The sequence below is a fragment of the Sulfitobacter maritimus genome, from assembly GCF_013346665.1.
GTDB classification, from domain to species: Bacteria; Pseudomonadota; Alphaproteobacteria; order Rhodobacterales; family Rhodobacteraceae; genus Sulfitobacter; species Sulfitobacter maritimus.
On record NZ_JABVBB010000021.1, the window covers coordinates 552760 to 578190 of the forward strand.

25 protein-coding genes are annotated in these 25431 nt (G+C 60.4%); 11 read left to right on the top strand and 14 right to left on the bottom strand.

Annotation, left to right across the window (positions count from 1 at the left end; genetic code table 11):
* The first annotated feature begins 51 nt into the window (after nucleotides 1–51).
* Together HTT03_RS04680 and HTT03_RS04685 are read left to right on the top strand one after the other, a co-directional pair.
* Entirely contained in the window at nucleotides 52–291 is a 240-nt protein-coding gene (locus tag HTT03_RS04680; RefSeq protein WP_174858691.1) for a hypothetical protein, read from the top strand.
* Between the two features lie 56 nt (nucleotides 292–347).
* Nucleotides 348–770: a protein tyrosine phosphatase family protein gene (locus HTT03_RS04685; protein ID WP_174858692.1), complete on the top strand. Its 423-nt coding sequence runs from the start codon at nucleotides 348–350 to the stop codon at nucleotides 768–770.
* 18 nt (nucleotides 771–788) lie between these two features.
* Here HTT03_RS04685 and HTT03_RS04690 read toward each other — a convergent pair whose 3' ends face one another.
* From HTT03_RS04690 to HTT03_RS04710, 5 genes are all read right to left on the bottom strand, one after another.
* Entirely contained in the window at nucleotides 789–2006 is a 1218-nt protein-coding gene (locus HTT03_RS04690; protein WP_174858693.1) for a flagellar motor switch protein FliM, read from the bottom strand.
* 66 nt (nucleotides 2007–2072) lie between these two features.
* A complete protein-coding gene (locus HTT03_RS04695) occupies nucleotides 2073–4781 on the bottom strand; it encodes an ATP-binding protein (protein ID WP_174858694.1) in 2709 nt (902 codons plus the stop codon).
* The gene (locus tag HTT03_RS04700; RefSeq protein WP_174858695.1) at nucleotides 4781–5068 is read right to left on the bottom strand and encodes a hypothetical protein; all 288 of its coding nucleotides are present in this window, start codon (nucleotides 5066–5068) and stop codon (nucleotides 4781–4783) included. The genes HTT03_RS04695 and HTT03_RS04700 overlap by 1 nt, the downstream gene beginning before the upstream one ends.
* 6 nt (nucleotides 5069–5074) lie before the next feature.
* The gene (locus HTT03_RS04705; protein ID WP_174858696.1) at nucleotides 5075–5443 is read right to left on the bottom strand and encodes a response regulator transcription factor; all 369 of its coding nucleotides are present in this window, start codon (nucleotides 5441–5443) and stop codon (nucleotides 5075–5077) included.
* Between the two features lie 112 nt (nucleotides 5444–5555).
* Entirely contained in the window at nucleotides 5556–6848 is a 1293-nt protein-coding gene (locus tag HTT03_RS04710) for a helix-turn-helix domain-containing protein (protein ID WP_174858697.1), read from the bottom strand.
* 236 nt (nucleotides 6849–7084) lie between these two features.
* On the opposite strand from HTT03_RS04710, the gene HTT03_RS04715 reads away from it, so the two are divergent.
* From HTT03_RS04715 to aat, 8 genes are all read left to right on the top strand, one after another.
* A complete protein-coding gene (locus tag HTT03_RS04715; RefSeq protein ID WP_174858698.1) occupies nucleotides 7085–8431 on the top strand; it encodes a substrate-binding protein in 1347 nt (448 codons plus the stop codon).
* A 94-nt stretch (nucleotides 8432–8525) separates the two neighbouring features.
* Nucleotides 8526–9554, top strand: a complete 1029-nt coding sequence (locus HTT03_RS04720) for a branched-chain amino acid ABC transporter permease (protein ID WP_174858699.1) — start codon at nucleotides 8526–8528, stop codon at nucleotides 9552–9554.
* Nucleotides 9555–9557: 3 nt separating this feature from the next.
* Nucleotides 9558–10763, top strand: a complete 1206-nt coding sequence (locus HTT03_RS04725) for a branched-chain amino acid ABC transporter permease (RefSeq protein ID WP_174858700.1) — start codon at nucleotides 9558–9560, stop codon at nucleotides 10761–10763.
* Nucleotides 10764–10773: 10 nt separating this feature from the next.
* The gene (locus HTT03_RS04730; RefSeq protein WP_174858701.1) at nucleotides 10774–11538 is read left to right on the top strand and encodes an ABC transporter ATP-binding protein; all 765 of its coding nucleotides are present in this window, start codon (nucleotides 10774–10776) and stop codon (nucleotides 11536–11538) included.
* A 51-nt stretch (nucleotides 11539–11589) separates the two neighbouring features.
* The gene (locus HTT03_RS04735) at nucleotides 11590–12342 is read left to right on the top strand and encodes an ABC transporter ATP-binding protein (RefSeq protein WP_174858702.1); all 753 of its coding nucleotides are present in this window, start codon (nucleotides 11590–11592) and stop codon (nucleotides 12340–12342) included.
* 186 nt (nucleotides 12343–12528) lie between these two features.
* The gene (accB, locus tag HTT03_RS04740; protein WP_174858703.1) at nucleotides 12529–13044 is read left to right on the top strand and encodes an acetyl-CoA carboxylase biotin carboxyl carrier protein; all 516 of its coding nucleotides are present in this window, start codon (nucleotides 12529–12531) and stop codon (nucleotides 13042–13044) included.
* Nucleotides 13045–13053: 9 nt separating this feature from the next.
* A complete protein-coding gene (accC, locus tag HTT03_RS04745) occupies nucleotides 13054–14406 on the top strand; it encodes an acetyl-CoA carboxylase biotin carboxylase subunit (protein ID WP_174858704.1) in 1353 nt (450 codons plus the stop codon).
* A gap of 6 nt (nucleotides 14407–14412) precedes the next feature.
* Nucleotides 14413–15048, top strand: coding sequence for a leucyl/phenylalanyl-tRNA--protein transferase (gene aat / locus HTT03_RS04750; RefSeq protein WP_174858705.1), 636 nt, complete (start codon nucleotides 14413–14415; stop codon nucleotides 15046–15048).
* Here the strand turns inward: aat and HTT03_RS04755 are convergent.
* Both HTT03_RS04755 and HTT03_RS04760 read right to left on the bottom strand, forming a co-directional pair.
* Nucleotides 15012–15386, bottom strand: coding sequence for a DUF2155 domain-containing protein (locus tag HTT03_RS04755; protein WP_174858706.1), 375 nt, complete (start codon nucleotides 15384–15386; stop codon nucleotides 15012–15014). The genes aat and HTT03_RS04755 overlap by 37 nt on opposite strands.
* A gap of 35 nt (nucleotides 15387–15421) precedes the next feature.
* The gene (locus HTT03_RS04760) at nucleotides 15422–15805 is read right to left on the bottom strand and encodes an NADH:ubiquinone oxidoreductase subunit NDUFA12 (protein ID WP_174858707.1); all 384 of its coding nucleotides are present in this window, start codon (nucleotides 15803–15805) and stop codon (nucleotides 15422–15424) included.
* Between the two features lie 123 nt (nucleotides 15806–15928).
* Between HTT03_RS04760 and HTT03_RS04765 the strand changes: the two genes are divergently transcribed.
* Entirely contained in the window at nucleotides 15929–17704 is a 1776-nt protein-coding gene (locus HTT03_RS04765; RefSeq protein ID WP_174858708.1) for an FkbM family methyltransferase, read from the top strand.
* A gap of 109 nt (nucleotides 17705–17813) precedes the next feature.
* Here HTT03_RS04765 and clpX read toward each other — a convergent pair whose 3' ends face one another.
* From clpX to soxZ, 7 genes are all read right to left on the bottom strand, one after another.
* Nucleotides 17814–19082 (bottom strand): ATP-dependent Clp protease ATP-binding subunit ClpX, encoded by a 1269-nt coding sequence (clpX, locus tag HTT03_RS04770; protein WP_174858709.1) that lies wholly within the window; start codon nucleotides 19080–19082, stop codon nucleotides 17814–17816.
* A 124-nt stretch (nucleotides 19083–19206) separates the two neighbouring features.
* Nucleotides 19207–19863 (bottom strand): ATP-dependent Clp protease proteolytic subunit, encoded by a 657-nt coding sequence (locus HTT03_RS04775; protein WP_174858710.1) that lies wholly within the window; start codon nucleotides 19861–19863, stop codon nucleotides 19207–19209.
* 121 nt (nucleotides 19864–19984) lie between these two features.
* Nucleotides 19985–21085 carry a c-type cytochrome gene (locus HTT03_RS04780; RefSeq protein WP_174858711.1) on the bottom strand — a complete coding sequence of 367 codons (1101 nt, stop codon included), beginning with the start codon at nucleotides 21083–21085 and terminating at the stop codon, nucleotides 19985–19987.
* On the bottom strand, nucleotides 21069–22328 hold the full coding sequence (gene soxC, locus HTT03_RS04785; RefSeq protein WP_174858712.1) for a sulfite dehydrogenase: 1260 nt from the start codon (nucleotides 22326–22328) through the stop codon (nucleotides 21069–21071). Before soxC ends, HTT03_RS04780 begins: the two co-directional genes overlap by 17 nt.
* 73 nt (nucleotides 22329–22401) lie before the next feature.
* Complete coding sequence (gene soxB / locus HTT03_RS04790; protein WP_174858713.1) at nucleotides 22402–24102, bottom strand: thiosulfohydrolase SoxB; 1701 nt, start codon at nucleotides 24100–24102, stop codon at nucleotides 22402–22404.
* 86 nt (nucleotides 24103–24188) lie between these two features.
* Nucleotides 24189–25040, bottom strand: a complete 852-nt coding sequence (soxA, locus tag HTT03_RS04795) for a sulfur oxidation c-type cytochrome SoxA (RefSeq protein ID WP_174858714.1) — start codon at nucleotides 25038–25040, stop codon at nucleotides 24189–24191.
* 43 nt (nucleotides 25041–25083) lie between these two features.
* Nucleotides 25084–25413 carry a thiosulfate oxidation carrier complex protein SoxZ gene (soxZ, locus tag HTT03_RS04800; RefSeq protein ID WP_174858715.1) on the bottom strand — a complete coding sequence of 110 codons (330 nt, stop codon included), beginning with the start codon at nucleotides 25411–25413 and terminating at the stop codon, nucleotides 25084–25086.
* Between the last annotated feature and the right edge of the window lie 18 nt (nucleotides 25414–25431).

Sequence of the window (25431 nt, forward strand, 5' to 3'; positions counted from 1 at the left end):
GCCCGCAAGCGGGACTTGCCCCCCCCGCGCGATTGGCGTAGCTCTGCCGCTATGGAAAGCGCAGATACAACAATTTTCGACCTTCTGGTCTGGCTCGGAGCCACTCTGTCCCTCTTGGGGCTGTTGGGCCTTGGCTGGTGCATAATCAAGGTCAGCCGCGCCAAACGCGCCCAATTGGATGACGAAGCAATGCGTGCGGTGTTGCGCAAGGTCGTGCCGTTGAACATGGGCGCATTGTTCTTGTCGGTTATCGGTTTGATGATGGTGATCATGGGCATTTCGCTCGCCTGATCGCGCGGCAGGCCTAGCATGCTGGACAGACCCGCTGCATCTGCTTAAATCGCTTCATGGATATTCGCCAACTTACCCCCCGCTATTTCGTTGCTCCGCAGATTGATCCGGGCGACATGGAAGACCTGCGCGCGCAGGGCATCACCCGCATCCTGTGCAACCGCCCCGATGCCGAAGTGCCGCCAAGCCATCAGGCCGCCGCTCTTCGCAATGCCGCCGAAGCCGCCGGGATCGCCTTTGCAGAACAGCCGCTGACCCACCAGACCATGACGCCCGAGGTCATCGCCAACAACCGCGCGCTTGGGGTTGAAACCGATGATGTGGTGCTTGCATATTGTGCCTCTGGCACCCGCTCCACCATCGCTTGGGCCTTGGGTCAGGCCGGCCAAATGGACAGCGACGCAATTGTCGAAGCAGCGGCCAAAGCGGGGTATGACCTTGCGAGCATGCGCCCCATGCTGGGGCAGAGCTTCACCTAAAGCGCAGATGGCGACAGGTCAGCCGACATCCAGTTTCGGCAGTTCCGGGAACTCATCATCTGCGCCAAACCCCGGCAGGTCAGACATATCGGGTAAGTCCGGCAAATCCGGGAGGGCGGATGGGTCAGACAAGTCCGGATTAGCAGCCGCGGGCTTGGGCGGTGCAGTCTGTGACGGTCCGTCCGGTACGGCCTGATCTACCTTCATCGCAGGCTCACTCTGATCCGGGCTGCGTCGGTCAAACTGAACTTCGGGCAAATCAAGCTCGGCCCGGTCGCTTGCCCTGCGGCGCGGCTGCATCAGCGGGGCAGCACGGCGTGTCAGACGCACGGCCCGCTGGCCGCCCACCTGCCCCAATGCGCCAGTCGCAACGCTACGCCCTGCCATGGTCAGGACGTTGACAGATTCAAAGCTACTGCCGGGCAGCGGCAACACATCCCCCGCCTTCAGCGCGCCCAACTCGCGCAACGGCAGTTTGAGCCGCGCCAGAGCAATGTTGAGCTCCGCATTTAACGCCAACACGTTATCCAGCAAAAGCTTCGGCGCAGGCCCCGCCTCTTCGCCTTCCTGGGGGTTTGGGGATAACGGGCTGGCCGAGGCATCTAACAGCGGCAGACAGAGGGTCATTTGCCCCTGCCGGACGCCGCCCGCGATATCTATGCTCACACGCATAATACGGTAATTCGGTGCCTCTAGCGCCATGAGGACGAGCCGAGGATCCTCCGCCCGCGCACCGAATTTGTAACCGTCGAGCCACTTTTGTTCCTCCGGCACTTCGGGCAGGGTCGCGGTGCGGGACAGCAGGGCATCCAGAAACGGCACGCAGATCGCCGCATCGGTCGCGGTCAACACCCGCGTGGTCCCGCCGGGATCGGCCAGCACCTGGCCCATCGTCTGCTGTTGGATCAGCGCGCCCACCAGCATCGAATCAAAGGTCACCGCCCCGCGTTGCCCATTTGGCCCGTCCAAGAGGATCATCAAACTTGCGGGATCAAACACCCCGTCCAAGTCGCTGCCCGCGCGTTGCTCCAGCCGCACGGCTAAGGTTGCCATTGCCATGCCGAACAGATCATCCGCCACCTTCGCCAATGTCAGCCGCATCGCCTTTGGCAAGGACATGGCGCGGGCCTGCTGTTCCTGACGTCCGGCCTGTGCTTTGCGGCGCAGCAAAGGCGTGGCCGTGTCTGACGCGGCCGCCATTGCATCGGTCTGTGTATCGAGTTGCTCTTCTGCCATCGCCTCCACCCGGCCTTCTTTGGCCCTTTGGCGGAGGGTTTAGCCGATAATTGGTTACCAACCGCTTTATGCAGACTGGCGCATCTGCGGCAGCGCGCTCATTGGCAGTTGCACCCGAAAGGCCGTGCCGGGTACCTCTCCCAGAAAGCTAATCTCTCCGCCCAACCGGTGCATGATCTCTCGGCAAATCGCGAGGCCCAGCCCCGCGCCGTCGCCTTCACCTGTGATGCGTGAGAACTTCTCAAAGATCAGCGCCTCAGAGCCTGCGTCAATCCCCTGCCCGTTGTCCACAAAGTCGATCCGCAGCCCATGCGGTCCCAAATGTGGCGTGATGACCAGTTGTGGCACCTCAGCAGCGCAGTATTTCCGCGCGTTGCTGACAAGATTGATAAAAACCTGCACCAGCCGGTCGAGATCGCTGTGCAGCACGATATCTTCGGCCTGCGGGTCGCGTATCACTTGCAAGGGGTCGGCTGTGCCGGCCTGCGCTGTGGTCACGGCGAGATCAATCAGATCGCGCAGGTTGCCGTCACGCTGGTTCAGGGTGACTTGGCCGTTTTCTAGCACAGAAAGGTCCAACAGATCATCCAGCAGCCGGGTCAGGCGGATCGTTTCGCTGTGAATGATTGAGGCGTAGCGGTTCTTGTCGGCATCCGAGAGCCCCGGCGCGTCACGCAGGATTTCCGAAAAGGACCGGATCGACGTCATCGGCGTGCGCAGTTCATGGCTAATCTGGCTGAGGAAACTGTCCTTTTGCAGGGACAGTTGCGTCAGTTTTTCATTCGCAGTGCGCAGTTGCGCGGCGGTTTCTGTCAGCTCCCGCGACTTCGTTTCCAATTGGTTCGAGTACTCCAACATCTGCGCAGATTCGTCCGCCACCGCGAGCAGGTCGTGGACCGATACCGACGCGCCACCGACGATCTGCGCCACCATCGCATGGGCAGTCGCGGCCCCCACAGAGGCTGCAAGTTCGCGCTCCAGCGCCTGCACAAAACGCGGGGTCGGCTCCGGCAGGCGCGCACCGTGGCCCTGCCGCGCCGCCTCTTGCGCGAAAAACGCCTGCGCCTCCTCTGCGCCGAGGATACGCTGCGCCATGATCATCAGGTCTTCGCTGCCCGCTGCAGAAGCGGTCCACCCCCGCGCGGGACCAGAGTGGTCAAAGACATTCACAAACTGCGCGCCTTGGAGCCGTTCCAGCGGGGCGGGAAAGCTAAAGAGCGAGACCATGACGAAAACAAAGGTATTGAGCGAAAGGCTCCAGACCACCGCATGAACGGTTGGATCAATCCCGGTGATGCCAAACAGCGCTTCGGGCCGCAGCCATGCCAGCCCCCACAGCCCGTCTTGCAGCGTGGCGCTCGACAATACCGCGTCCGCCCCGAAACTCGGCAATAGCATGGTATAGACCCACAGGACAAAGCCCGTTCCCAAGCCACAGAGCGCGCCGGTCCGCGTCGCCCCGCGCCACAGCACGCCCCCCAACATCGCGGGCAGAAACTGCGCCACCCCGCCGAAAGAGATCGTGCCGATCGCCGCCAGCGCGCCGCTGCCACCGGAGGCGCGGTAATAAAGGTAGCCCAGCCCCACCACGCAAAAGATCGACAACCGCCGTGCAAGGATCACGATATTGCGCACATCGCCCGACTGTGTGGCGCCCTCGCGCCGCAGCGTCAGCCAGATCGGCATGACAATGTGATTGCTGACCATGGTAGAAAGCGCCAGCGTCGCCACGATCACCATCGACGTGGCCGAGGAGAACCCGCCCAGAAAGGACAGCATCGCCAGCCCGTTCTGCCCTTGGCTGAGCGGCAGGCTAAGGACGAACAAATCAGGGTTTGACCCTTCGGGCATCAGGTCCAGCCCCACCACCGCGATTGGCACAACGAAAAGGCTCATCAGCATCAGGTAAAGCGGAAAAGCCCAACTCGCGATCTGCAATTGCCGCTCGTCGTCATTCTCAACCACCATGACCTGAAACATGCGGGGCAAACACAAAAGCGCCGCGCCCGAAAGCACGGTCAGCGCGGCCCAGCGGCTGCCCTGCACCTCCCATTGGCCGATGTCGGACGCATCAATCCGGGCCAGTGTCTCGGTCAAGCCGCCTGCCAGCCCCCAGATCACATAGATGCCGACGGCAATAAGCGCCAAAAGTTTCACGACAGCTTCGACGGCGATGGCGATGACGACACCGTGGTGGCGCTCGTTCACGTTCAGATTGCGCGTGCCAAACAGCACCGTAAAGAGCGTCAGCCCCGCTGCCACCCACAGCGCAGCTTGGCCGCGGTTAATCACATCCCCCCCCGCCTCTGCCAGCGGCATCTCTGGCGCGGCAAAGATCGACAGGGCAAGGATAACCGATTGTAATTGCAGTGCGATATAGGGTGTAACCCCGATCACCGCCATCAGCGTCACCACAATCGCCAGCGTGTTGGACTTGCCATAACGGGATGAGATCAGGTCCGCGATAGAGGTCACGCGGTGGCTGCGCCCGATCCGCACCAGCCGCCGCAAGCCCCACCACCAGCCAATCATCACCAGCGACGGGCCGAGATAGATGGTCACATATTCCAACCCCGACCGCGCGGCATAGCCCACCGCCCCGTAGAACGTCCAAGCGGTGCAATAGATCGACAGTGACAGCGTATAAACCAGCGGCGAGCGCAGCAGCCAGCCGCCCCGCCCTCGTAGCGCTGCGCGTTCGGCGGCGAAAGCGACGATGAACAGCCCCGCCACATACATCAGGCAAACCGCGACAAGTTGGTTAAGCGACACCATCAGCGCGGCTCTACTGTCGGGTCTGGAGCCTCAGCCGATGCGACATCTCGCGTGCGGCGCCACAGCGCCCAGCTGGCAAGGATTAGCAGCAGCCAGACGCCAAAGACATAGCGCAGCGCCACGCTCATCGGCATTACCGGAGCGGTCGGCGTGGTGGCCTCTGGCACAGGCCATAGCAGCGGTACCATCCATAGCATCACCCCCAGAAACGGCAGCAACCGCACCGCATCCATCATTCGCCGCCGGCGATAACTGCGCTTTTCCAGAAAGATCGGCGAGCGGGGCATGGCGGCTTAGCGTGCGATCAGGTCGCGCACTGCGTCCAGCATCTCGGCATTGGAGAAAGGTTTGGTCATGAACCGACTGACCCCGGCTTTTGCAGCCATTGCGCGGTCTCGGCTCTGGCCACGCGCGGTGAGCATCAACACCGGCAGATCGCCCATCGCCGGATCGCCGCGCAACTCATCAAGAATTTCGAACCCGCTTTTGCCGGGCAGCATCACATCCAGCATCACCAGATCAGGCGCAGCCTTGCGGATCACCTCGACCGCGCCGGACCCATTGGCGAGCGTCTCCACCCGCCAGCCCTCTTGGCTCAGCAAAAAGCGGATGGCCTCAGCGATGTTTACCTCATCCTCCACCAACACTACGAGTTTGCTCATCGGCAAATAGTCTCCCCCTCGGTGCCGTGGTCGCGTCTTGTTGCGCGACCTGCACACCGGGGCAAAGCATGCAACGGTTTGCCAGCCCTGTCAAAAACTGCCTGCGCCCTCGCTAAATGCCGTCGCGCAGGATCGAAGGCTCGCGCCGCGCTTGGCAATCCGTGATCGGGCAGATGCGGCAGGTGGCCCCCAACGGCTGCGCCGATGCGACCCCCGAAGGCACGGGCAGCAGCAACATCACCGATTGGCTGAGCGGCGGGGTGTTATAGGCAGGCGCGGCCTGAACCTCACAGGTTGCAATCGCCTCAAACTCTGCCTGTCCGCGTCCCATCTGGGCGACGCGGGATTTCATCACCAGCCCCGGCTGTCCCAGCACAGCAAACAGCGGCCAGAGCGGGCAGCAAGCGCCAAAACGCGGCACCGTGAACCCCGCGATGGATTTGGCAAAGGTCACGCTGCCCGAACGGTCACAGACCACCAGCCCCGCCCCAAGATCGGGCAAGGATGCCAGCCGCCGCAACACGCGGCCCACAGGTTGGCCTAAAGCCTGCGCGATTTCTGCCGGGTCATGTCCCTGCGTGGCCACCGTCTGCTCTAACTGCGCAAGCGGCAGAGCCGCCGCATCTCGCGCGATCTGCTGTAAGACGCCCGTCGCGATATGCTGCGCGGCCTTGCTCTTGAGCGTTTCGGCCTCTGCCACCAGTCGTGCAATGGCTTCCTGAGGGGTCTGGGCCTGCTCAAGTGGCGCAAAGCGGTAGTCATGGGCGGCAAGAAAGCTCTCCACTTCCGCCTGCGGAGAATGGGCCACCTCTCGGGTCTCGGCTGCGTTGTCAAAATAGGTCACCAGCGCCTGTGCGCTGTCGGACAGGCGGCGGCTGTCTTGGTGGATATTGGCTTGAAACCGGTCGCGCCATTCGGGCTGCAGACTATCGGTCTCGGTCAAAATCGCCGCTGTTGACCGGATCGCGGCGGCGGTGCTGAGCAATTCATGCATTGAGGTCGCCAATTGCGGATCATGGGCCAGACGGTCTGAAAGCGCTTCTACCGTCTGTTCCAGTGCTGCGATCCGGCGCCGACAAGCGGCCAACACTTTGGCCCAACCGGGAAAACGCCCGGCAAATTCATCGGCGCGGTCGGCCTCCGCTTCGGCCAACCCGATCTCCCCCGCAGCTTCGCGCAAAGCGGCGATCAAGGCGGCCTCCGCCCCCTCGGTCAGCGCTTGCGGCTCAACCTGCAAAGCCTGGGCGATATTCAGCAGAAGTTTGCCGCCGATTCTGCGCCGGTTGTGCTCAATAAGGTTTAGATAGCTTGCCGATATGCCGATCTGCTGGGCCAGTTCGGCCTGTTTCAGCCCCGCCATCACCCGCCGCTCACGGATGCGACTGCCGGTCAACCCTTCACGCATGTCACGCTCCCGCCTTAGAATTCACAGGCAATTTCAACGTCTTTCTGCGGCGCAATATCATATTCTTTACAAACTCAGCGTGAATATTGCGAACATATTTACAGAAATATCGTTTCCTTCAAGCGCCTTATTGATCGGTTTTCAGTTTCCGCGCCATAGTTTCTTTGCATTCTTGCGCGCCGTGGCACCGGGGGGAGGTTCCGCTGCCATGGCTCATAAAAACATGGGAGGACTTCATGTCGTTTACGAAACTGACACGCCGCGGGCTGATCCAGACCGGCGCGGTTGCCGGTGCAGGATTGGCGCTGCCGACCTATCTGCGGGCCGAAAATCACACGGGCTTCACCAACGCGCCCACGGGCAGCACCGTCACACTGGGCTTTAACGTGCCCCAAACTGGCCCCTATGCCGAAGAGGGTCTGGACGAGTTGCGCGCGCAGGAGCTTGCGGTTGAACACCTTAACGGTGAAGGCGACGGCGGCATGATGAACACCTTCAGCTCCAAAGCGCTGAAAGGGAACGGCATTCTGGGCAAGAAGGTCGAATATGTCACCGGCGACACCCAGACCAAATCCGACGCCGCCCGCGCTTCGGCCAAGGCGATGATCGAAAAAGATGGCGCGGTGATGATCAACGGCGGCTCGTCCTCGGGCGTGGCCGTGGCGGTTCAGGGTCTGTGCCAAGAAGCGGGCGTGATCTTCATGGCCGGTCTGACCCACTCGAACGACACCACAGGCAAAGACAAAAAGGCCAATGGCTTCCGCCACTTCTTTAACGGTTACATGTCCGCCGCCGCCCTCGCCCCGGTGTTGAAGAACGCCTATGGCGAGGACCGCCGCGCCTACCATCTGACGGCGGATTACACATGGGGCTGGACCCAGCAGGAATCTATCGCCGCCGCGACCGAAGCAATGGGCTGGGAAACCGTCAACAACGTGCTGACGCCGCTGGCCTCGACCGACTTCAGCTCCTACATCGCGCCGGTGCTGAACTCTGGTGCCGATGTTCTGGTGCTGAACCACTACGGCGGCAACATGGTGAACTCGCTGACAAACGCGGTGCAGTTCGGCCTCTTGGACAAGGAAGTGAACGGCAAGAAGTTCGAAATTGTCGTGCCGCTCTACTCCGAGCTGATGGCCGCCGGTGCCGGGTCCAACGTGCAGGGCGTTATTGGCTCGATGAACTGGAACTGGCAGTTGCAAGATGAAGGCTCCAAAGCCTTCGTGAAATCCTTCGGCGAGAAATATGGCCGTCCACCCTCCAACTCCGCGCACACCTGCTACGTGCAGACGCTGCTCTATGCGGATGCGGTGGAACGTGCGGGCACCTTCAACCCCTGCGGTGTTGTTGAAGCGCTTGAGGATTTCGAGTTCGACGGTCTGGGCAATGGTCCGGTGCTGTACCGTGGCGACGACCACCAGTGTTTCAAAGACGTGCTGGTCATGAAGGGCAAGGAAAACCCGACCAACGAATACGACACGTTGGAGATTGTCGAAGTCACGCCACGTGCGCAGGTCGAATATGCGCCTGATCACCCAATGTTCGCCGGGGGCGAGTTGGGCAAGTGCAACCCGGGCGCTTGATCTGTTGAACCTCGCGGGCGCGCTGCATCGGCGCGCCCCCTTTCACCACATGAGGCCCGCCCTCATGTGAACGCATCCCTTACAGGTGGGGTCCATGGACGCTGTTCTTCTGCAAATACTTAACGGGCTCGACAAGGGCTCGGCCTATGCGCTGATCGCGCTTGGGCTTACATTGATCTTTGGCACGCTTGGCGTGGTCAACTTTGCCCATGGGGCGCTGTTTATGATCGGGGCCTTCTGCTCGGTCACGCTACAGCGACTTCTGACGCTGAGTGTTGAGACCATCGACGAGACCCAGAAAGACTTTCTGGGCAATCCGCTGAAGGTCAAAACGCCCTATGTTGAGAACTGGTTCGGCCCCGAGATGGGACAGGCCATTATCGACTGGTCGGTGCCGCTGGCGATCCTGTTCGCGATCCCGGTGATGCTGCTCATTGGCTTCATCATGGAACGCGGGTTGATCAAGCATTTCTACAAACGCCCCCATGCGGACCAAATCCTCGTGACCTTCGGCCTCGCCATCGTGCTGCAGGAAGTGGTCAAGTATTTCTACGGCGCCAACCCGATCCCCACACCTGCCCCTGATGTGTTCAGAGGCAGCTTCGACTTCGCCCCCCTCTTGGGCTTGGACACCTCGCTCGCCTACCCCTACTGGCGTCTGGTCTATTTCGGCTTTTCCACCGTCATCATCGCCGCCGTCTTTGCTTTCCTGCAATTCACAACCTTCGGCATGGTCGTCCGCGCTGGTATGGCGGACCGTGAAACCGTGGGCCTTCTGGGCATCGACATCGACCGCCGCTTTACCATCATGTTCGGCATCGCCGCCGCAGTCGCAGGTCTCGCGGGCGTCATGTATGCGCCAATCAACTCGCCCAACTATCACATGGGCATGGATTTTCTGGTGCTGAGCTTCGTCGTCGTCGTGGTCGGCGGCATGGGGTCACTGCCCGGCGCGGTGCTAGCAGGGTTCCTTCTGGGCATCCTCGAAAGCCTAGCCTCCATGAATGAAATCAAGAACATCATCTACGGTATCGACCAGATCATCATCTACGTCGTTGCCATCGTGATCCTGCTGGTCCGCCCGCGCGGTCTGATGGGTCGCCGCGGCGTGATGGAGGAATAAGCCATGTTCGGACTGGAAAAACGCGATACGTTTCTTTTGGGGGTCGTGATCGTTCTCACGCTCTTTGCCCCCTTCATCCTCAACCCCTTCCCCGCAAACTCTGCCATGGCACAGTTCAACGCGGGCTACCCCGACCTGATGCAACGCTTCGTGATCTTTGGCATCTTTGCGATCGGGTTTAACATCCTCTTTGGCCTGACCGGATACCTCTCCTTTGGCCATGCGGCCTTTCTGGGGGTCGGCTCCTACTCCGCCGTCTGGATGTTCAAACTGCTGAGCTACAACGTCGTGCCCGCGCTGGTGCTGGCCGTAATCATGGCAGGGCTGTTCTCGGCGCTCATCGGCTTCATCAGCCTGCGACGGTCGGGGATCTACTTTTCCATCCTCACGCTGGCCTTCGCGCAGATGTCGTTTAACCTCGCCTATTCGGTGCTGACGCCGATCACCAATGGTGAAACGGGGCTACAGATCTACACCTCTGACCCGCAGTACCTTCAATCCGCTTCGGCACCTGCCTTTCCGAACCTTTTTGGCGCGGCGATGAACTCTTCGACGACGCTGTTCTTCGGCGGTTGGACCTTTACCTTCTCGGTCGGCTACTACTTCTGCGCAGCTTTCCTAATCCTCGCCTTCTATCTGGCCATCCGCATCTTCCGCTCACCTTTCGGCATGATGCTGCGGGCGGTGAAATCGAACCAGCAGCGGATGAACTACACTGGGCTGAACACGCGCCCCTACACGCTGGCGGCCTTTGTCATCTCAGGCATGTATGCCGGTCTCGCCGGTGGCCTGCTCGCCGCCATGGACCCGCTCGCGGGGGCCGAGCGGATGCAGTGGACGGCCTCTGGCGAAGTGGTGCTGATGACGATCCTCGGCGGCGCGGGCACCTTGATCGGGCCGGTGCTGGGCGCGGGCTTCATCAAATACTTTGAAAACATCTTTGCCAAGATCAACGACAACGTCTTGCACGGCTGGTTCGCCTTCATGCCCGACGGGATCGAAGACGCGATGGTTGCGATCATCCACCCCTTCGTCGGCAAGGGCTGGCACCTCACGCTGGGCCTCTTGTTCATGCTGGTCGTGATCTTCCTGCCCGGTGGGCTGGTCGAAGGTGGGCAACGTCTGGGCCGCGTCTTCCGCCGCAAGGACCACAACGCAGGCTCGGTTGAATCCGATGCCGCCCAACAACGCAGCGAAGCCGCAGAATAGGAGAGACATCATGGCCATTCTCGAAGTCAAAAACGTCGGCAAGCGCTTTGGCGGGCTGCAGGCGCTGAGCGATGTCAACCTGAGCGTGGCGGAGAACTCCGTCCATGCGATCATCGGCCCCAACGGAGCGGGTAAATCCACGCTGCTGAATTGTCTGGTGGGCAAGCTGATCCCCGACACCGGCTCGGTCATGTTCGATGGGCAGTCCGTGCTTGGGCGCAAACCCTATGAAATCAATCAGATGGGCATCAGCCGGGTGTTCCAGACACCCGAGATCTTTGGTGATCTCACGGTGATGGAGAACATGCTGATCCCCTGCTTGGCCAAACGCGACGGGGCCTTTCAGCTCAACGGTTGGTCGCGCATCGTGGGCCAGCGGGACATGATCGACAAGGCCGAAGAAATGCTGCGCGACATGAACATGATCGACAAGCGGCACATGCACGCGGCCTCCATGTCGCGCGGGGACAAGCGGCGGTTGGAGATTGCCATGTGCCTTGCCCAAGACCCTCGCTTGCTACTCTTGGATGAACCCACCGCAGGCATGGCGCGGGCCGATACCAACAACACCATCGACCTGCTGAAACAGATCAAAGACGAGCGCGACATCACCATCGCCATCATCGAGCATGACATGCATGTGGTCTTTTCGCTGGCCGAGCGCATCACCGTGTTGGCCCAAGGCACCCCGCTGGTCGAAGACACGCCCGACCGGATCAAGGGCCACCCCAAGGTCCGCGAAGCCTATTTGGGCGAGAGCCAAGACGCCGCCTGATCCCCGCCCCATTGATCTTGGCCCGCATGGCCGAACCGCAAGGACACCCCGATGAGCACCGACACGCTAGATAAAAACGCCAACCACGCCCAAACCTCTCCGGCCTTCCTCTCGGTCTGGGACATTCACGCCTATTACGGTGAGAGCTACATCGTGCAGGGGGTGAGCTTTAACGTTCACGAAGGTGAAATCCTCGCGCTTTTGGGCCGCAACGGCGCGGGCAAAACCTCAACCCTGCGGGCCATCGCGCGGGTCAGCAACCCCGAGTTGAAACGTGGCGAGATCTGGCTTGACCATCAGCCGCTGCACAATATGGCCAGTCATCAGGCTTCAGCGGCGGGACTGGCGCTGGTGCCGGAAGATCGGCGCATTATCTCGGGCCTCACGGTCGAAGAGAACCTCAAACTGGCCCAGATTGCCCCGCCCATTGGTTGGTCACTGGACCGACTTTATGACCTCTTTCCGCGTTTGGGTGAGCGCAAGAACCAAGAAGGCACCACCCTCTCCGGCGGCGAACAGCAAATGCTGGCGATTGCGCGGGCCTTGGCGCGGGACATAAAGGTATTACTTTTGGATGAACCCTACGAAGGGCTTGCCCCGGTGATCGTAGACGAAATCGAAAAGACATTGGCGCTGATTAAGGCGCAGGGCATTACCACCATTCTGGTGGAGCAGAACGCCGTGCGTGCGCTGAAACTGGCCGACCGCGCGGTGATCCTCGACACAGGCGGCATCGTCTTTGACGGCACAGCAGCCGAAGTGCTCGAAAACGCCGAATTGCGTGCGGAATACCTCGCGATCTGACTTTTCCGGTCATCTCCCGGCGCGGTGAGAGGCGCGATATGAACCTCTGGCGCCGGGCAGGCAAAAAAACCCATCCCGCCCCCTAGACAACAGTTGCCTTTTCATGGCTTTGCCCTTGGCCTATAAGCGAGCACAATCAATCGCGCAGCGACGGGCTGACAGCCTGTCGAAATCTTCGAGGATCCAATGACAAAAAACACCCATGACAGTGACGTGGCCTTCATCAAGGCCCTCGCCGAGCTGCTGAACGAGAATGACCTGACCGAGCTTCAGGTCAAACGTGATTACGCCGAGGATGACAGCCTGAACGTGCGTGTGAGCCGCAAGCCACCACAACAGATCATGGCCGCACCCCAGCAGCAGCAGTATCAAGCCGCCCCTGCTGCCCCCGCCCCCGCACCCGCGCCTGCAAGCGCACCCAGCAGCACCGCGCCTGCTGCCGCTGCGGATGCTGATCCCGCCGATCACCCCGGTGCCGTGACCTCGCCCATGGTTGGCACAGTCTATCTGCAAAGTGAGCCGGGCGCGCCTGCGTTTATCTCTGTCGGTGCTTCTGTTTCCGAAGGCGACACGCTGCTGATCGTGGAAGCGATGAAAACGATGAACCACATTCCCGCCCCCCGCGCGGGCACCGTGAAGCGTATCCTTGTCGGTGACGGCGATGCGGTTGAATTCGGCGCCCCGCTGGTGATCCTGGAATAAGGGCAGATCATGTTCAATAAAATCCTAATCGCCAACCGTGGAGAGATCGCCCTGCGCGTCATCCGCGCGGCCCGCGAGATGGGCATCCAGACGGTCGCGGTGCATTCCACCGCTGACAGTGACGCGATGCATGTGCGCATGGCCGACGAATCCGTCTGTATCGGCCCGCCCTCTGCCACGCAGTCTTATCTGTCGATCCCCGCCATTATCGCCGCCTGTGAGATCACCGGCGCCGAGGCGATTCACCCCGGCTATGGCTTCCTGTCTGAAAACGCCAATTTCGTGCAGGTGATTGAGGACCACGGCCTGACCTTCATCGGCCCCACCGCCGAACACATCCGTGTCATGGGCGACAAGATCACCGCCAAAGACACGATGAAAAAACTCGGCGTGCCTTGTGTTCCCGGCTCCGACGGGGGCGTGGCGACCCTCGAAGAAGCCAAACGCCTTGGCGAAGAGATTGGCTATCCGGTCATTATCAAAGCCACCTCCGGCGGTGGCGGCAAGGGCATGAAGGTTGCTCAATCCGCCGAGGACATGGAGAAAGCCTTCCACACCGCGCGGGCGGAAGGCAAATCGAACTTCGGCAATGACGAAGTCTATATCGAGAAATACCTCACCACCCCGCGCCACATCGAGATTCAGGTCTTTGGGGATGGCAAAGGCAACGCGGTGCATCTGGGCGAGCGCGACTGTTCGCTTCAGCGCCGCCACCAAAAGGTGTTTGAGGAAGCCCCCGGCCCTGCGATCAGCGACGAAGAACGCGCGCGGATTGGTAAGGTCTGTGCGGATGCGATTGCCAGCATCAACTACATCGGCGCGGGCACGGTCGAGTTCCTTTATGAGAACGGCGAGTTCTATTTCATCGAAATGAACACCCGCCTGCAGGTGGAACACCCGGTGACCGAAGCCATCTATGGCGTCGATCTGGTGCGCGAGCAAATCCGCGTGGCCGAAGGAATGCCGATGTCGTTCACGCAGGATGATCTGACCATCAACGGCCATGCCATTGAGGTCCGCATCAACGCCGAGAAACTGCCGAACTTCGCGCCCTGTCCGGGCCGGATCACGCAGTATCACGCGCCGGGCGGCTTGGGTGTGCGGATGGATTCCGCGCTTTATGACGGCTATTCGATTCCGCCCTTTTACGACAGTCTCATTGGCAAACTGATCGTGCATGGGCGCGACCGGCCAGAGGCGCTGGCGCGATTGGGTCGGGCCTTGGGTGAGCTGATCGTCGATGGGGTAGATACCACTGTGCCGCTGTTCCACGCGCTTTTGGCCGAGGAAGACGTGCAATCGGGTGACTACAACATCCACTGGCTGGAGCACTGGCTGGAAACCAACCTCGGCAACGCCTGACACCCTATGTCGGAGCTGACGCCCGAGATTCTGCTTCACGGCTATGCCATGGGGATTTTCCCCATGGCCGAACATCGCGACGATCCAGAGATTTTCTGGGTCGATCCGCGGCGTCGTGGGGTGATGCCGCTTGACGGGTTTCACCTCTCGCGCTCTTTGGCCCGCGCCATGCGGCGGACCCATTTTACGACCTCGATCAACCGTGATTTCGACGCTGTGGTTGCCGCCTGTGCGGACCGCGCCGAGACTTGGATCAATGGTGAGATCGCCGCGCTCTACGGTGCGCTGCACCGCGCAGGTCATGCCCATTCCTTTGAGGTCTGGGACGGTGAAGAATTGGCGGGCGGTGTGTACGGCGTAACACTTGGGCGGGCGTTCTTCGGCGAAAGCATGTTTTCGCGCCGGACGAATGGGTCCAAAATGGCGCTGGCCGCCTTGGTGGATCGCCTGAACCGCGCGGGCTTTATCCTGTTCGACACCCAGTTTTTGACGGATCACCTAGCATCACTCGGCGCGGTAGAGATCAGCCGCGCGGCCTATCATGCCCAGCTTGAAGACGCCAAATCAGGTTACGCAGATTTCACCGCACCCGCACCGGCAAGCCTTCAGGATGTGGTGCAGCGCATGACCCAGACATCATAGCGAAAATGCTCCAGCGCGTTCAGCGCCGGGGCCGAGCCGATCATCCAGCCCGAAAACAACGCACCGGATTTGCCAGTCTCGGTAATTTCCAAGGCGGCATAGGCATTGGCTGCGGGATCACCTAGGGGGTAACGGCAATCAATCATCGCAATCTGCAAATTGCCCAAGGTGGTCGACGCCCCTTTTGCAATTTCCAGATCGACCGTATCGCCAGAGATCTTGTCCAAGGCCCGCAGAACGCCGCCGCTGGCGCTGGCCACCTCTTCTGCGTCCTGTGCATGGACCGGCCCCAAGGCCGATGCGGCCAAAAGGGCTGTCGCCAAGATTAGCTGTCTCATCACCCTACCCGCTGCTGCTTTATGCTGGCCGTGCCTTACTCGGGCTGCCATGCCTCATAGTCTTTGCGCTCAACCGGCGCGGCGCGGCGCAAAGACCCGGCAGGCGCATAGGCCATTGCTGTGCCAGTGCGATTCTCGACATGCGCCTTTTCCCAGGGCTTGTGAACCAGCGGCTTGTCGGTCGGCGGCTCGTCCCATGTGCGGTGCAACCAACCGTGCCAATCAGGGCTCACCCGGCTCGCCTCGGCTTCACCATTGAAGATCACCCAGCGTTTGCTGTCATCGGCGTTGCGATAATAGATATTACCCTGCGCGTCTTCACCGACCTTGTTGCCCTTACGCCAAGTGAAAAGTTGGGTGTTCAACGTCTGGCCGTTCCACCATGTCACGCTGCGCAAAAGTGAATTGAGAATGCCCATCGAGGTCTCCGTTCCTGTTGTCCGTTATATGCACCATGAGGGCCGTGGCGTCCAGCCTCGGTGCGAACGGGCTTGGCCCCCTTGCGGCAGGAAGCTAGGCTTTGGCAAAACGAAAGGACAGTTATGGCACAGGCACAACCCATCCCGCAGACCGCCGCAGAATGTCACGGCGTACGGGTGCCTGCCTCGCCATTTCTGAATGACATGCGGATCAAGCGGATCAACGCAGGCCGCTATGAGCGCCAAGAGATTGACGGTGCCCTGGCGGTAATCCGGCCAGGTGACCGGGTCTTGGAAATGGGTGCGGGTCTGGGGCTGGTGGGTGCCATTGCGGCACAAGAGGCCGCACCCGCAGCGGTGCTGTCTTTTGAAGCCAACCCCGCGCTTATCCCGCATATCCGTGCCCTCTACGCTCTGAACGGGGTGCAGGATGTTATCTCTGTGCGAAATCAGGTGGTTGTGAGTTCTCCGGACCGGCCAGACACGCTGCCCTTTCACATCCGCAATTCCTTTCTCGGTTCATCTTTGATCGATAGCGACACCCGCGCCACCACGCAGGTTGGTGTGCCGACAGTTGCCTATGACGCGATTCTGCAGGACTTTGCGCCGGACGTTCTGCTGATCGACATCGAAGGCGGGGAGCTGGAGTTTCTGCGTCATGCATCGCTCGATGGACTGCGCGCGGTGGTGATTGAGTTCCATCCCGAAGCCTATGGCCGCGAAGGCATGCGTGAATGCAAAACCATTCTCGAACGCGCAGGCTTTTGCAAAGAGCCGGGCCTATGCACGCGCCATGTCTGGACCTGCACCTTTGACGCTGCGAAACGTCCGCCCGTCCCCGAGGGCGGTTGGACGACACAGATCGAGACCTTCGACAACGCGCTCGCGATCCCCCCGCAAAGCGGCGGATTGGTGCAGGCTGCCGGGGTCTTGCAAAGTGACGGGCGCCCCTGCCCGCAGGCCGCGCTTTGGCGCAATGGCCGGCTCCTCACCACGCCGCCGGAAATGCCCTCCGGAGATTTGGCTGAGCGTGCAGGCACTTGGCTTTGGGGCGGCGTGTTGTGGAAACACTTTGGGCATTTTCTGGTCGAGAGCAGTTCGCGACTTTGGGCGTTGGATCACCTTAAAGAGGACATTGACGGCATCCTGTTTATCCCCAAACGCGCCCGTAACGGCGGCGAAGTCGCCGCCTATCAAAGCGATTTCCTCAAACTCATGGGGTTTGACAAACCGGTCATTAGCCTCGACGCGCCCACTCGTGTGGAACGGCTGATCGTTCCCGGACAGGGTTTTGGGCTGGGGAGTTTGATCTCTGGCACCGAGTTTTTTCGAGAGGCCATTGCCGAGAGGTTTGCCCGCGATGTTCAAGCCGAGGGGGCAGAGAAGCTCTACATCAGCCGCAGCAAACTGCCCGCAGGGCGCGGTAATCTGATTGGTGAAGACGCGCTTGAAATGGCGCTGGCGGCGGAGGGGTACGAAATCTTTCACCCTGAAAAACATGACCTGCGCACCCAGATCGCAGCCTATAAGGCTGCCCGCCAGATCATCGCCGCCGAAGGCTCGGCGCTGCATCTGCTGGCCATGCTCGCCCGCCCCGCCCAGCAGGTCGCGATCGTCGTGCGCCGCCCGTCTTCGGCCACCCGTGGGTTGGAGCAGCATCTGCACAGTTTCGCCGGGATCACCCCCGCCACGCTTTGCCACCTGACCCGATCATGGAAACCGCACGGCAAGGCTAAAACCCGGCTTTGGATGGGGGAATTGGACATGCCCGCCTTGGGACAGGACTTGGCAGCGCGGGGTTTTATCTCTCGCAACGGATCAGACTGGCAGACACTTGACCCCGCAGTGGTAGAGGCGCGATTGGGCGATCAGTATGAAGTGGTCAAACAAGATGGCTAAATGCACAGGTGGTTGAGTGCGCTCGCGTCAGCCCTCACATGCAAAGAGGCGGACCGCATTGGTCCGCCTCTCGTTTACTCCGCCAAACTTAACCGTTCAGCGCAAAGCTTTACCCAGCGGTGGCGGGTTCCTTGCTTTCGCTATCCGCGTGGATCATCAGCGGTTTAGCCTCTGACGTGACGGCCTCTTCGTTGACGACAACCTCGGTCACTGTATCCAGCCCCGGCAGTTCGAACATCGTGTCGAGCAGGATGTCCTCAAGGATGGAGCGAAGGCCGCGGGCGCCGGTTTTGCGCTCAATCGCGCGTTTGGCAATCGCTTGCAGTGCGTCATCAGTGAAGGACAACTGCGTGTCTTCCAGCTCGAACAGACGCTGATATTGCTTGACCAAAGCGTTCTTCGGCTCGGTCAAGATCGTCACCAGCGCGTCTTCGTCCAGATCTTCGAGCGTGGCCAGAACTGGCAGACGGCCCACGAATTCAGGGATCAGACCGAACTTGAGCAGGTCTTCCGGCTCCAGATCGGTAAAGATTTCGCCAATGCCGCGCGCGTCTTGGTCGCGCACATCAGCGCCGAAGCCCATCGCCGAGCCCTTGCCACGTGTCGCGATGATCTTGTCGAGACCGGCGAAGGCCCCGCCACAGATGAACAGGATGTTCGTGGTGTCCACCTGCAGGAATTCCTGCTGCGGATGCTTGCGCCCACCCTGCGGCGGGACAGAAGCCACAGTGCCTTCCATCAGTTTCAGCAGCGCCTGCTGCACGCCCTCACCGCTCACATCACGGGTGATGCTGGGGTTTTCAGACTTGCGGGTAATCTTGTCGACTTCGTCGATATAAACGATGCCGCGCTGCGCCCGTTCGACGTTGTACTCGGACGCCTGCAAGAGCTTGAGGATAATGTTTTCAACATCCTCGCCCACATAACCAGCCTCGGTCAATGTGGTCGCATCGGCCATGGTAAAGGGCACGTCCAAAATCCGCGCCAGCGTTTGGGCCAACAACGTCTTGCCGCAGCCAGTGGGGCCGATCAGCAGGATGTTGGATTTCGCCAGTTCGATATCGCCGCCCTTCTGGGCGTGATTCAGGCGTTTGTAGTGATTGTGCACAGCCACCGAAAGGACGCGCTTGGCCATCGCCTGACCGATCACATAGTCGTCCAGCACGCCGCAGATGTCGCGGGGCGTCGGCACGCCGTCGGTCGCTTTGAGGCCGGAAGCCTTGGTTTCCTCACGGATGATATCCATGCAAAGTTCAACGCATTCGTCGCAAATGAACACGGTCGGCCCCGCAATCAGCTTGCGCACCTCGTGCTGGCTCTTGCCGCAGAAACTGCAATAGAGCGTGTTCTTGCTGTCGTTGCCGGAAGTATTCGCCATCTCAAACCTTTCAGGTCTGTCGTGTATGTCCGCCCTAAAACGTAGGGCCGCGATGTTTGGCCTCAAGCTTAGGCCAGTGTTCCCGGCGCTACAATCGCAAAATATGCAGCGCCGGGTCCGTCAATTATTTGTCTTTCTTGCCCTTGCGAGCAGCATCGGCGTCATCCGCCTTGCCACGGCTCTCAACGATCTCGTCGAGATGGCCCCATTCTTTGGCTTCTTCCGGTGTCATCCACAGATCGCGGTCGAGCGCTTTTTGCACGACGTCGAGCGGCTGACCAGAGTGTTTGACGTAAAGCTGATACATCCGCTCGCGGGTCCGCTCAATATGGCGGGCCGAGATCAGGATGTCTTCGGCCATGCCCTGCGAGCCGCCGGAGGGCTGGTGGATCATCACCTCGGCGTTGGGCAGCGCGAAACGCATCCCCTTCTCACCGCCGATTGCGATGACCGAGCCCATCGAGGCCGCCATGCCGCAGATCAGGGTGGAAACCTTGGGCTTGATGTATTGCATCGTATCATAGATCGACAGGCCCGCCGTCACCTCGCCACCGGGCGAGTTGATGTACATGCTGATTTCCTTGGACGGGTTTTCCGCCTCAAGATGCAGAAGTTGCGCGACGACCAGATGGCTCATCCCGCTGTGGATCGGCCCGTTGACGAAGATGATCCGTTCTTTCAGCAAGCGCGAGAAGATGTCGTAAGAACGCTCGCCCCGGCTGGTCTGTTCAACCACCATGGGGACGAGCGTATTCATGTAAGTGTTGATCGGGTCGTTCATGCGTGCCTGCCTCAGTTCCTGTTCGCGGGACCATACCCGCAAAACTGTTACCCAGAGATTAGTCCCCCCGGTATGGGGGTTCAAGGGGGGCAGGCACGTCAGTTTTCCCTAATCTGTCAGATCACTCCGACGCGTCACGCAGGTAGGCGATCAGCGCGTCGATATCTTCCTCTTTGCGCACACCACGGAAAGACATTTTGGTGCCTTTCATGTAGCCCTTGGGATCCGCCAAGAAGGCGCTCAATTCGTCGTGAGACCAGACGAGACCTTCCTCACCAGCCGCTTCCATCGCTTTGGAATAACGGAACCCCTCGACCGCGCCTGCCGGGCCATCAACGATGCCGTTGAGCACCGGGCCGACCCGGTTTTTCGCCTTGGCGCCGATCTGATGGCAGGATTTGCACTTGCGAAAGGCCTTTTCACCTGCCTTGATCATCGCGGGATCAGCGGCGGGGGCTTCGGCGACTTCGACAGGTGTTTCCTCAGCGGTGGCCTCTTCGGGTGCTGGCGCTTCTTCGGTGGTCGGGTCAGACGCCGCCTCTTCTGTCGCAGGCTCGGTGGTTTCGGCTTCGGCCTTCTCTGCCGCTTCCTTAGCCGCAGTCTCCTCAGGCGTCACATCGAGCACGGCGGCGCGCATTGTGATCTCAACCTCAGGCTTACAGTCCGTCATGCAAGGCTCTTTGCTGAACGCGGGGAATTCGATCTCCATCCGGTCATCCGGCACGAAGCCTTCCTCATTGGGCAAACGCGCCTCAGTGAAGTTCTCGGACGACAGCACGAAATCCTCATCCACTTCATCGTTGAGATAGAGCAGATAGGCCGTGATCGCATAGACCTCATCATCGGTTAGCGACTGCGCATCGCCAAAGGGCATGGCCCGGTGTACGTAGTCGAACACAGTCGACAGATAGGGCCAGTAGCTGCCCACGGTCTTGACGGGGCGCGCGTCGGTCAGGCTGCCCTGCCCGCCCGCAAGCACCGGCCAGCGGCCTGCGCCTTCGCCGAAGACACCGTGACAGGCCGAACATTTCTCGGTGTAGATGCCGTCGCCTGTGGCCACGTCACCGCTGCCTTCGGGCAGGCCCAAACCATCGGGGCGCACGTCGATGTCCCAGACAGCAACCTCTTCGGGGGTCGCGGGGCGGCCAAGGCCCAAAGGCTCGGCCGCGAGCGGTGAGGCCATCGTGCTGGCCAGCAGTGCAAGTTTAAGAAATCTCGACATTTTCGGCCTTTCCGTCAGCATCAACAGCCCAGGTCTGGATGCCGTTGTTGTGGTAGATTGAATTGAGCCCGCGCATCTCGCGCAGTTGATCTTTGGTGGGCTGCACATAGCCGGTGCTGTCATGCGCACGGCTTTGCACCAGCAGCGGGCTGCCGTCCCATTCAAAGTCGTAATAGAAACGGTGCAGCGCCTTTGGCGTGCTTGGCCCGCTCATCCGCGCCTTATGCCAGGTGATGCCACCATCAATGGTCACATCAACGCGCGGGATCGTGCCGCGGCCAGACCACGCCAGACCTGTCAGCACGGTCGGCCCGGGACCATGGGTAATCGGCGCCTGCGGGCTGGGGCTGGTGACGACCGACTTCGCGTCCATCTCCCACGTAAAGCGGCGCGCGGTGCCGTCGTCCAGCAAGTCGGTGTATTTGCTGGTTTCTTCGCGGTGATGCCAAGGCTGATCGCCCACTTCGAGACGGCGCAGCCATTTGACCCACATGTTGCCTTCCCAGCCGGGCACCACGAGACGCACCGGATAGCCCTGTTCAGGCCGCAGCGCCTCGCCGTTCATCTTGAAGGCGACCAGACAGTCGTCCAGTGCCTTTTCCATCGGGATCGACCGGCTCATTGCCGCCGCATCGGCCCCCTCGGCCAGCAGCCATTTGCCCTCGGTCTTGACGCCCGCCTCTTCGAGCAGCAACCGCAGCGGGATGCCGGTGTATTCGACGTTGTGAATCATGCCGTGGGTGAACTGCACACCGTTAAGCTGCGAGCCGCGCCATTCCATGCCTGAATTCGCCGCGCACTCAAGAAAGTAAACGTGGTTCTCACGCGGGAAGCGCATCAGGTCTTCCATGGTGAAGATCAACTCGCGGTCCACCAAACCGTTGATCATCAAACGATGTTCTGCCGGGTCGACCTTGGCCACGCCGGAGTGATGCCGCTCAAAGCACACGCCGTTGGGCGTGATCGTGCCATCAAGCGCATGGATCGGGGTGAAGTTGATCGAACTTACGGGATCGGCAGTCAGCCATTCTACGGTGCGGCGTTTGACGTCTTCTTCATAGGGAGAAGGCATGCCGTAGGGCGAGACATCGACGCCGTCGCCCAGTTCTTGCATCCAAGGTTTAATCGCAATCGCGGGATCGGTCTCGGCGCTGGCTTTGCCCGCCAATGTCCCTGCGGCCACCGCCCCTGCGCCAGTTAGAAAGGCACGGCGCGATGGTCCGTTGTGGTTTTCTTCAGTCATGTCGTGGCCCTCACAAATACAAATTCAGTTTATTGAATTTGTTTGCTTGTGAGAACCCCTATTCTGCTTTTTCTTACTTAGGCAGAACGTATTTCACCGGCGTCCGGGCGCCATCGGAAACCGTTCCCAATTTGGAGATATGGCTTTCCACCACGTCCCAGATCGGCGGCCCTTCGGTGCCTTCGTTGACCGAGGCCCAACCGGCGACAACATAGCTGCGCTGCGGGTCAATCGGCTCACCGGAACTGAGCAGGGTCATCTCGCTGATGCGCTCGCCCTGCGGCTTGGCGATGTCCATCTTGAAGCCCATGCCGCCGACACGCACCATGTCGCCGCCCTGCTGGTAATAGGGGTCGGGGTTGAACAGGTTGTCGCCCACATCCTCTAGCACGACTTTCAGGAATTCACCTGTCATTTCCGTGCGGTAGGTGTTGGGATAGGTCATTGAGGTGACGTTAAAGATGTCCTCGCGCGTGATGTCCTGACCGGGCAGGATCGACGCGCCCCAGCGGACACCGGGGCTCAGCGCGATCTCGGCGTCGCGCTCGGACAGCATGGCGTCGCAGATCAGATCATCCCAGGTGCCATTGAAATTACCGCGGCGGTAGAGCAGCGTGTCGGTCTTGCCGACCACATGGGTCAATTCGTCAAGGAACGGCGCGCGTTGTGCGTCGATCAGCTTGGCGATCTCGGCGTCCGGCGTGATCAGGTCCGAGAAAATCGGGATCAGCTTGTGACGAATACCCATCATCTTGCCGTCGCGCACATCAAGATCGACGCGGCTGACGAATTTCCCGTGCGAGCCGGAGGCGATGATATGTGTCTCGCCCACCAGCACCGGCTCGGGCAGCGCGTCATGGGTGTGGCCCGAGAGGATCACGTCGATCCCCTTGACGATCCCGGCCATCTTCTTATCGACGTCAAAGCCGTTGTGGCTCAGGCAAACGACCACCTCAGCGCCTTGGGTGCGCACCTCGTCGACCATCGACTGCATGTGCTCATCACGGATGCCAAAGGAGTATTCAGGGAACATCCAGCCGGGGTTGGCGATCGGCAGATAGGGGAAGGCCTGCCCGATCACGGCGACCTTCACGCCGCCCCGCTCGAAGAATTTGTAAGGTTTGAACAGTTCGGCAGGCTCATCCCATTCCGCGTCAAAGATGTTCTGGCCAAGCGCGGCATAGGGCAGCCCCTCGACGATCTCCTGCACCCGCTCAGAGCCCAGCGTGAACTCCCAGTGGAAAGTCATCGCGTCAGGCTTCAGCGCGTTCATCACATTGACCATGTCCTGCCCTTCGGTCTTGAGACAGGTCATTGAGCCGTGCCATGTGTCGCCGCCATCCAGCAGCAGCGCATCAGGCCGATCAGCCCGGATTGCGTTCAGCACGGTGGCCACACGGTCCAGCCCGCCGACTTTGCCGTAAGCCTGTGCATGAGCCACGAAATCATCATAGGTCAGCGCATAATCCAGCGGGGTGCCGCCGCCGATGCCATAACGGCGGCGGAAGTCTTCACCAGTGATATGGGGCACCTTGCCGTGGTTCTCGCCCACGCCGATGTTGACCGATGGCTCGCGGAAATAGATCGGCTTCAGCTGCGCGTGGATGTCGGTGACATGCATCAAAGTGACATTGCCGAACTTCCCAAACTCCAACAGCGCGTCTTGGTCAAACTTGTCCTGCGCGGCCAGCCGCGCCCAGTTGCCAAAGCCCGACCCGCCATAGATGGAGGCCGCGGCCATGGACATTTGCAGAAAATCACGGCGAGACAGCATGTCAGGCTCCGTCGGTTAAAAACAAGGAAAGGCCCCGCCCCTTCTGAGGGGCGGGATCATGTCAGGCAGCAAGCCCGGCATTGTGTTTAGTTGCGCACCGAAGGTGCTTCGACCGACAGGCCGTTGCCACGGCTTGCGACGTAAAGCTCAAGCGCCACGAATTCGGGGCTGCCGGGCTTGAAGGTCTCGGCGCGGGTGTCGCGGATGCAGCCTTTGAAACGCGCGTGGCTGCTGTTCAGCTTGGTGTTTTTCAAACGGTACACCGGAAAGCCGTTGATCTGGCCTTGGCTCAGGTGGTCGGCGCGGATCATGTTCCCGTAATTGTCTTCGTGACAATTGGCACAGCTCAGCTCCAGCTGACCGTAACGGGTGTAATACATCTCCTTGCCCTGTTCCCATGTGCTCTGGGCCGGACCGTCGATGGCGACATTCACCGGCATGCCCCGCGACTCGATCGAGATCAGAGCCTCCATCGCGGTCATTTTGCTGCCGGTGTACTTCCAAGGCTCGGCACCCATCTGGTTCTCGCGGCAGTCGTTGATCTGCATCGCGAGCGTGCGCACTTCGCCTGCTTCTTCGTTCCACTTCGGATAGACAGCGCGGACGCCCTCCATCGAAGAGGCCGGCTCATTGTGGCAGGATGCGCAGGATTTGCCTTCGCTGCCCTCGGCCGTGTCCCAAGCAGCTTGCGCTTGGTCCACAAAGATCATGCCAGGGTTGTCGAAGTCATCCATCTGGGTCTGCTGGGTCTCGTCCGAGCGGAACCGCCAGCCAGACATGATTTCCGGCAACGCCCCCTCAAGATGCGCAGGCGGCTCGGTCTTGGTCACCATTTCGATCTCGCCATTAACGACAAGCTCGGCGTCCTCGTCCGCCATCCCCAGCGTCGGTGCGGCTACTAAAAGCGCCGCCACAGCGGTCATTGCCTTGAATTTCATGTCTTTCCTCCCTGTACCACTCGCGACGTGACTGACCTGTCGGTCAGCCCACCGCGACGGATTTGACCTCTTCGTAGATCGAACCGTCGTCATCATACCATGTGAACTTGAAGTCGCCGGCCTCTGGCACTTTGGCATCAAATTCGAAATAGGGGTTGGTCGACATCGCCGGTTCCATCTTGATGTCGATCACATTCTCACCGTTGAATTCGCAGGTGAAGCGGTTGATGATCGACTGCGGAATGACATTGCCGTCGCTGTCTTTACGCTGGCCCGATTCCATCGGGTGGCTGATCAGGGTCTTGATCGTAATGACCTCACCCGCTTCAGCTTTTTTCGGGACTTTGACGCGAGGGGTTACACCTTCTGCCATGTTCTAAACTCCTGTATG

What these genes read in the sequence shown, in the direction of transcription:
- HTT03_RS04780 (WP_174858711.1), bottom strand. Translation starts at nt 21,085, where the DNA reads ATGTCGAGATTTCTTAAACTTGCACTGCTGGCCAGCACGATGGCCTCA.
- HTT03_RS04690 (WP_174858693.1), bottom strand. Translation starts at nt 2,006, where the DNA reads ATGGCAGAAGAGCAACTCGATACACAGACCGATGCAATGGCGGCCGCG.
- HTT03_RS04720 (WP_174858699.1), top strand. Translation starts at nt 8,526, where the DNA reads ATGGACGCTGTTCTTCTGCAAATACTTAACGGGCTCGACAAGGGCTCG.
- HTT03_RS04775 (WP_174858710.1), bottom strand. Translation starts at nt 19,863, where the DNA reads ATGAACGACCCGATCAACACTTACATGAATACGCTCGTCCCCATGGTG.
- HTT03_RS04680 (WP_174858691.1), top strand. Translation starts at nt 52, where the DNA reads ATGGAAAGCGCAGATACAACAATTTTCGACCTTCTGGTCTGGCTCGGA.
- HTT03_RS04705 (WP_174858696.1), bottom strand. Translation starts at nt 5,443, where the DNA reads ATGAGCAAACTCGTAGTGTTGGTGGAGGATGAGGTAAACATCGCTGAG.
- soxZ (WP_174858715.1), bottom strand. Translation starts at nt 25,413, where the DNA reads ATGGCAGAAGGTGTAACCCCTCGCGTCAAAGTCCCGAAAAAAGCTGAA.
- accB (WP_174858703.1), top strand. Translation starts at nt 12,529, where the DNA reads ATGACAAAAAACACCCATGACAGTGACGTGGCCTTCATCAAGGCCCTC.
- HTT03_RS04765 (WP_174858708.1), top strand. Translation starts at nt 15,929, where the DNA reads ATGGCACAGGCACAACCCATCCCGCAGACCGCCGCAGAATGTCACGGC.
- accC (WP_174858704.1), top strand. Translation starts at nt 13,054, where the DNA reads ATGTTCAATAAAATCCTAATCGCCAACCGTGGAGAGATCGCCCTGCGC.
- HTT03_RS04695 (WP_174858694.1), bottom strand. Translation starts at nt 4,781, where the DNA reads ATGGTGTCGCTTAACCAACTTGTCGCGGTTTGCCTGATGTATGTGGCG.
- soxB (WP_174858713.1), bottom strand. Translation starts at nt 24,102, where the DNA reads ATGCTGTCTCGCCGTGATTTTCTGCAAATGTCCATGGCCGCGGCCTCC.
- HTT03_RS04725 (WP_174858700.1), top strand. Translation starts at nt 9,558, where the DNA reads ATGTTCGGACTGGAAAAACGCGATACGTTTCTTTTGGGGGTCGTGATC.
- clpX (WP_174858709.1), bottom strand. Translation starts at nt 19,082, where the DNA reads ATGGCGAATACTTCCGGCAACGACAGCAAGAACACGCTCTATTGCAGT.
- HTT03_RS04685 (WP_174858692.1), top strand. Translation starts at nt 348, where the DNA reads ATGGATATTCGCCAACTTACCCCCCGCTATTTCGTTGCTCCGCAGATT.
- HTT03_RS04735 (WP_174858702.1), top strand. Translation starts at nt 11,590, where the DNA reads ATGAGCACCGACACGCTAGATAAAAACGCCAACCACGCCCAAACCTCT.
- HTT03_RS04700 (WP_174858695.1), bottom strand. Translation starts at nt 5,068, where the DNA reads ATGCCCCGCTCGCCGATCTTTCTGGAAAAGCGCAGTTATCGCCGGCGG.
- HTT03_RS04715 (WP_174858698.1), top strand. Translation starts at nt 7,085, where the DNA reads ATGTCGTTTACGAAACTGACACGCCGCGGGCTGATCCAGACCGGCGCG.
- soxC (WP_174858712.1), bottom strand. Translation starts at nt 22,328, where the DNA reads ATGACTGAAGAAAACCACAACGGACCATCGCGCCGTGCCTTTCTAACT.
- HTT03_RS04760 (WP_174858707.1), bottom strand. Translation starts at nt 15,805, where the DNA reads ATGGGCATTCTCAATTCACTTTTGCGCAGCGTGACATGGTGGAACGGC.
- aat (WP_174858705.1), top strand. Translation starts at nt 14,413, where the DNA reads ATGTCGGAGCTGACGCCCGAGATTCTGCTTCACGGCTATGCCATGGGG.
- HTT03_RS04730 (WP_174858701.1), top strand. Translation starts at nt 10,774, where the DNA reads ATGGCCATTCTCGAAGTCAAAAACGTCGGCAAGCGCTTTGGCGGGCTG.
- soxA (WP_174858714.1), bottom strand. Translation starts at nt 25,040, where the DNA reads ATGAAATTCAAGGCAATGACCGCTGTGGCGGCGCTTTTAGTAGCCGCA.
- HTT03_RS04710 (WP_174858697.1), bottom strand. Translation starts at nt 6,848, where the DNA reads ATGCGTGAAGGGTTGACCGGCAGTCGCATCCGTGAGCGGCGGGTGATG.
- HTT03_RS04755 (WP_174858706.1), bottom strand. Translation starts at nt 15,386, where the DNA reads ATGAGACAGCTAATCTTGGCGACAGCCCTTTTGGCCGCATCGGCCTTG.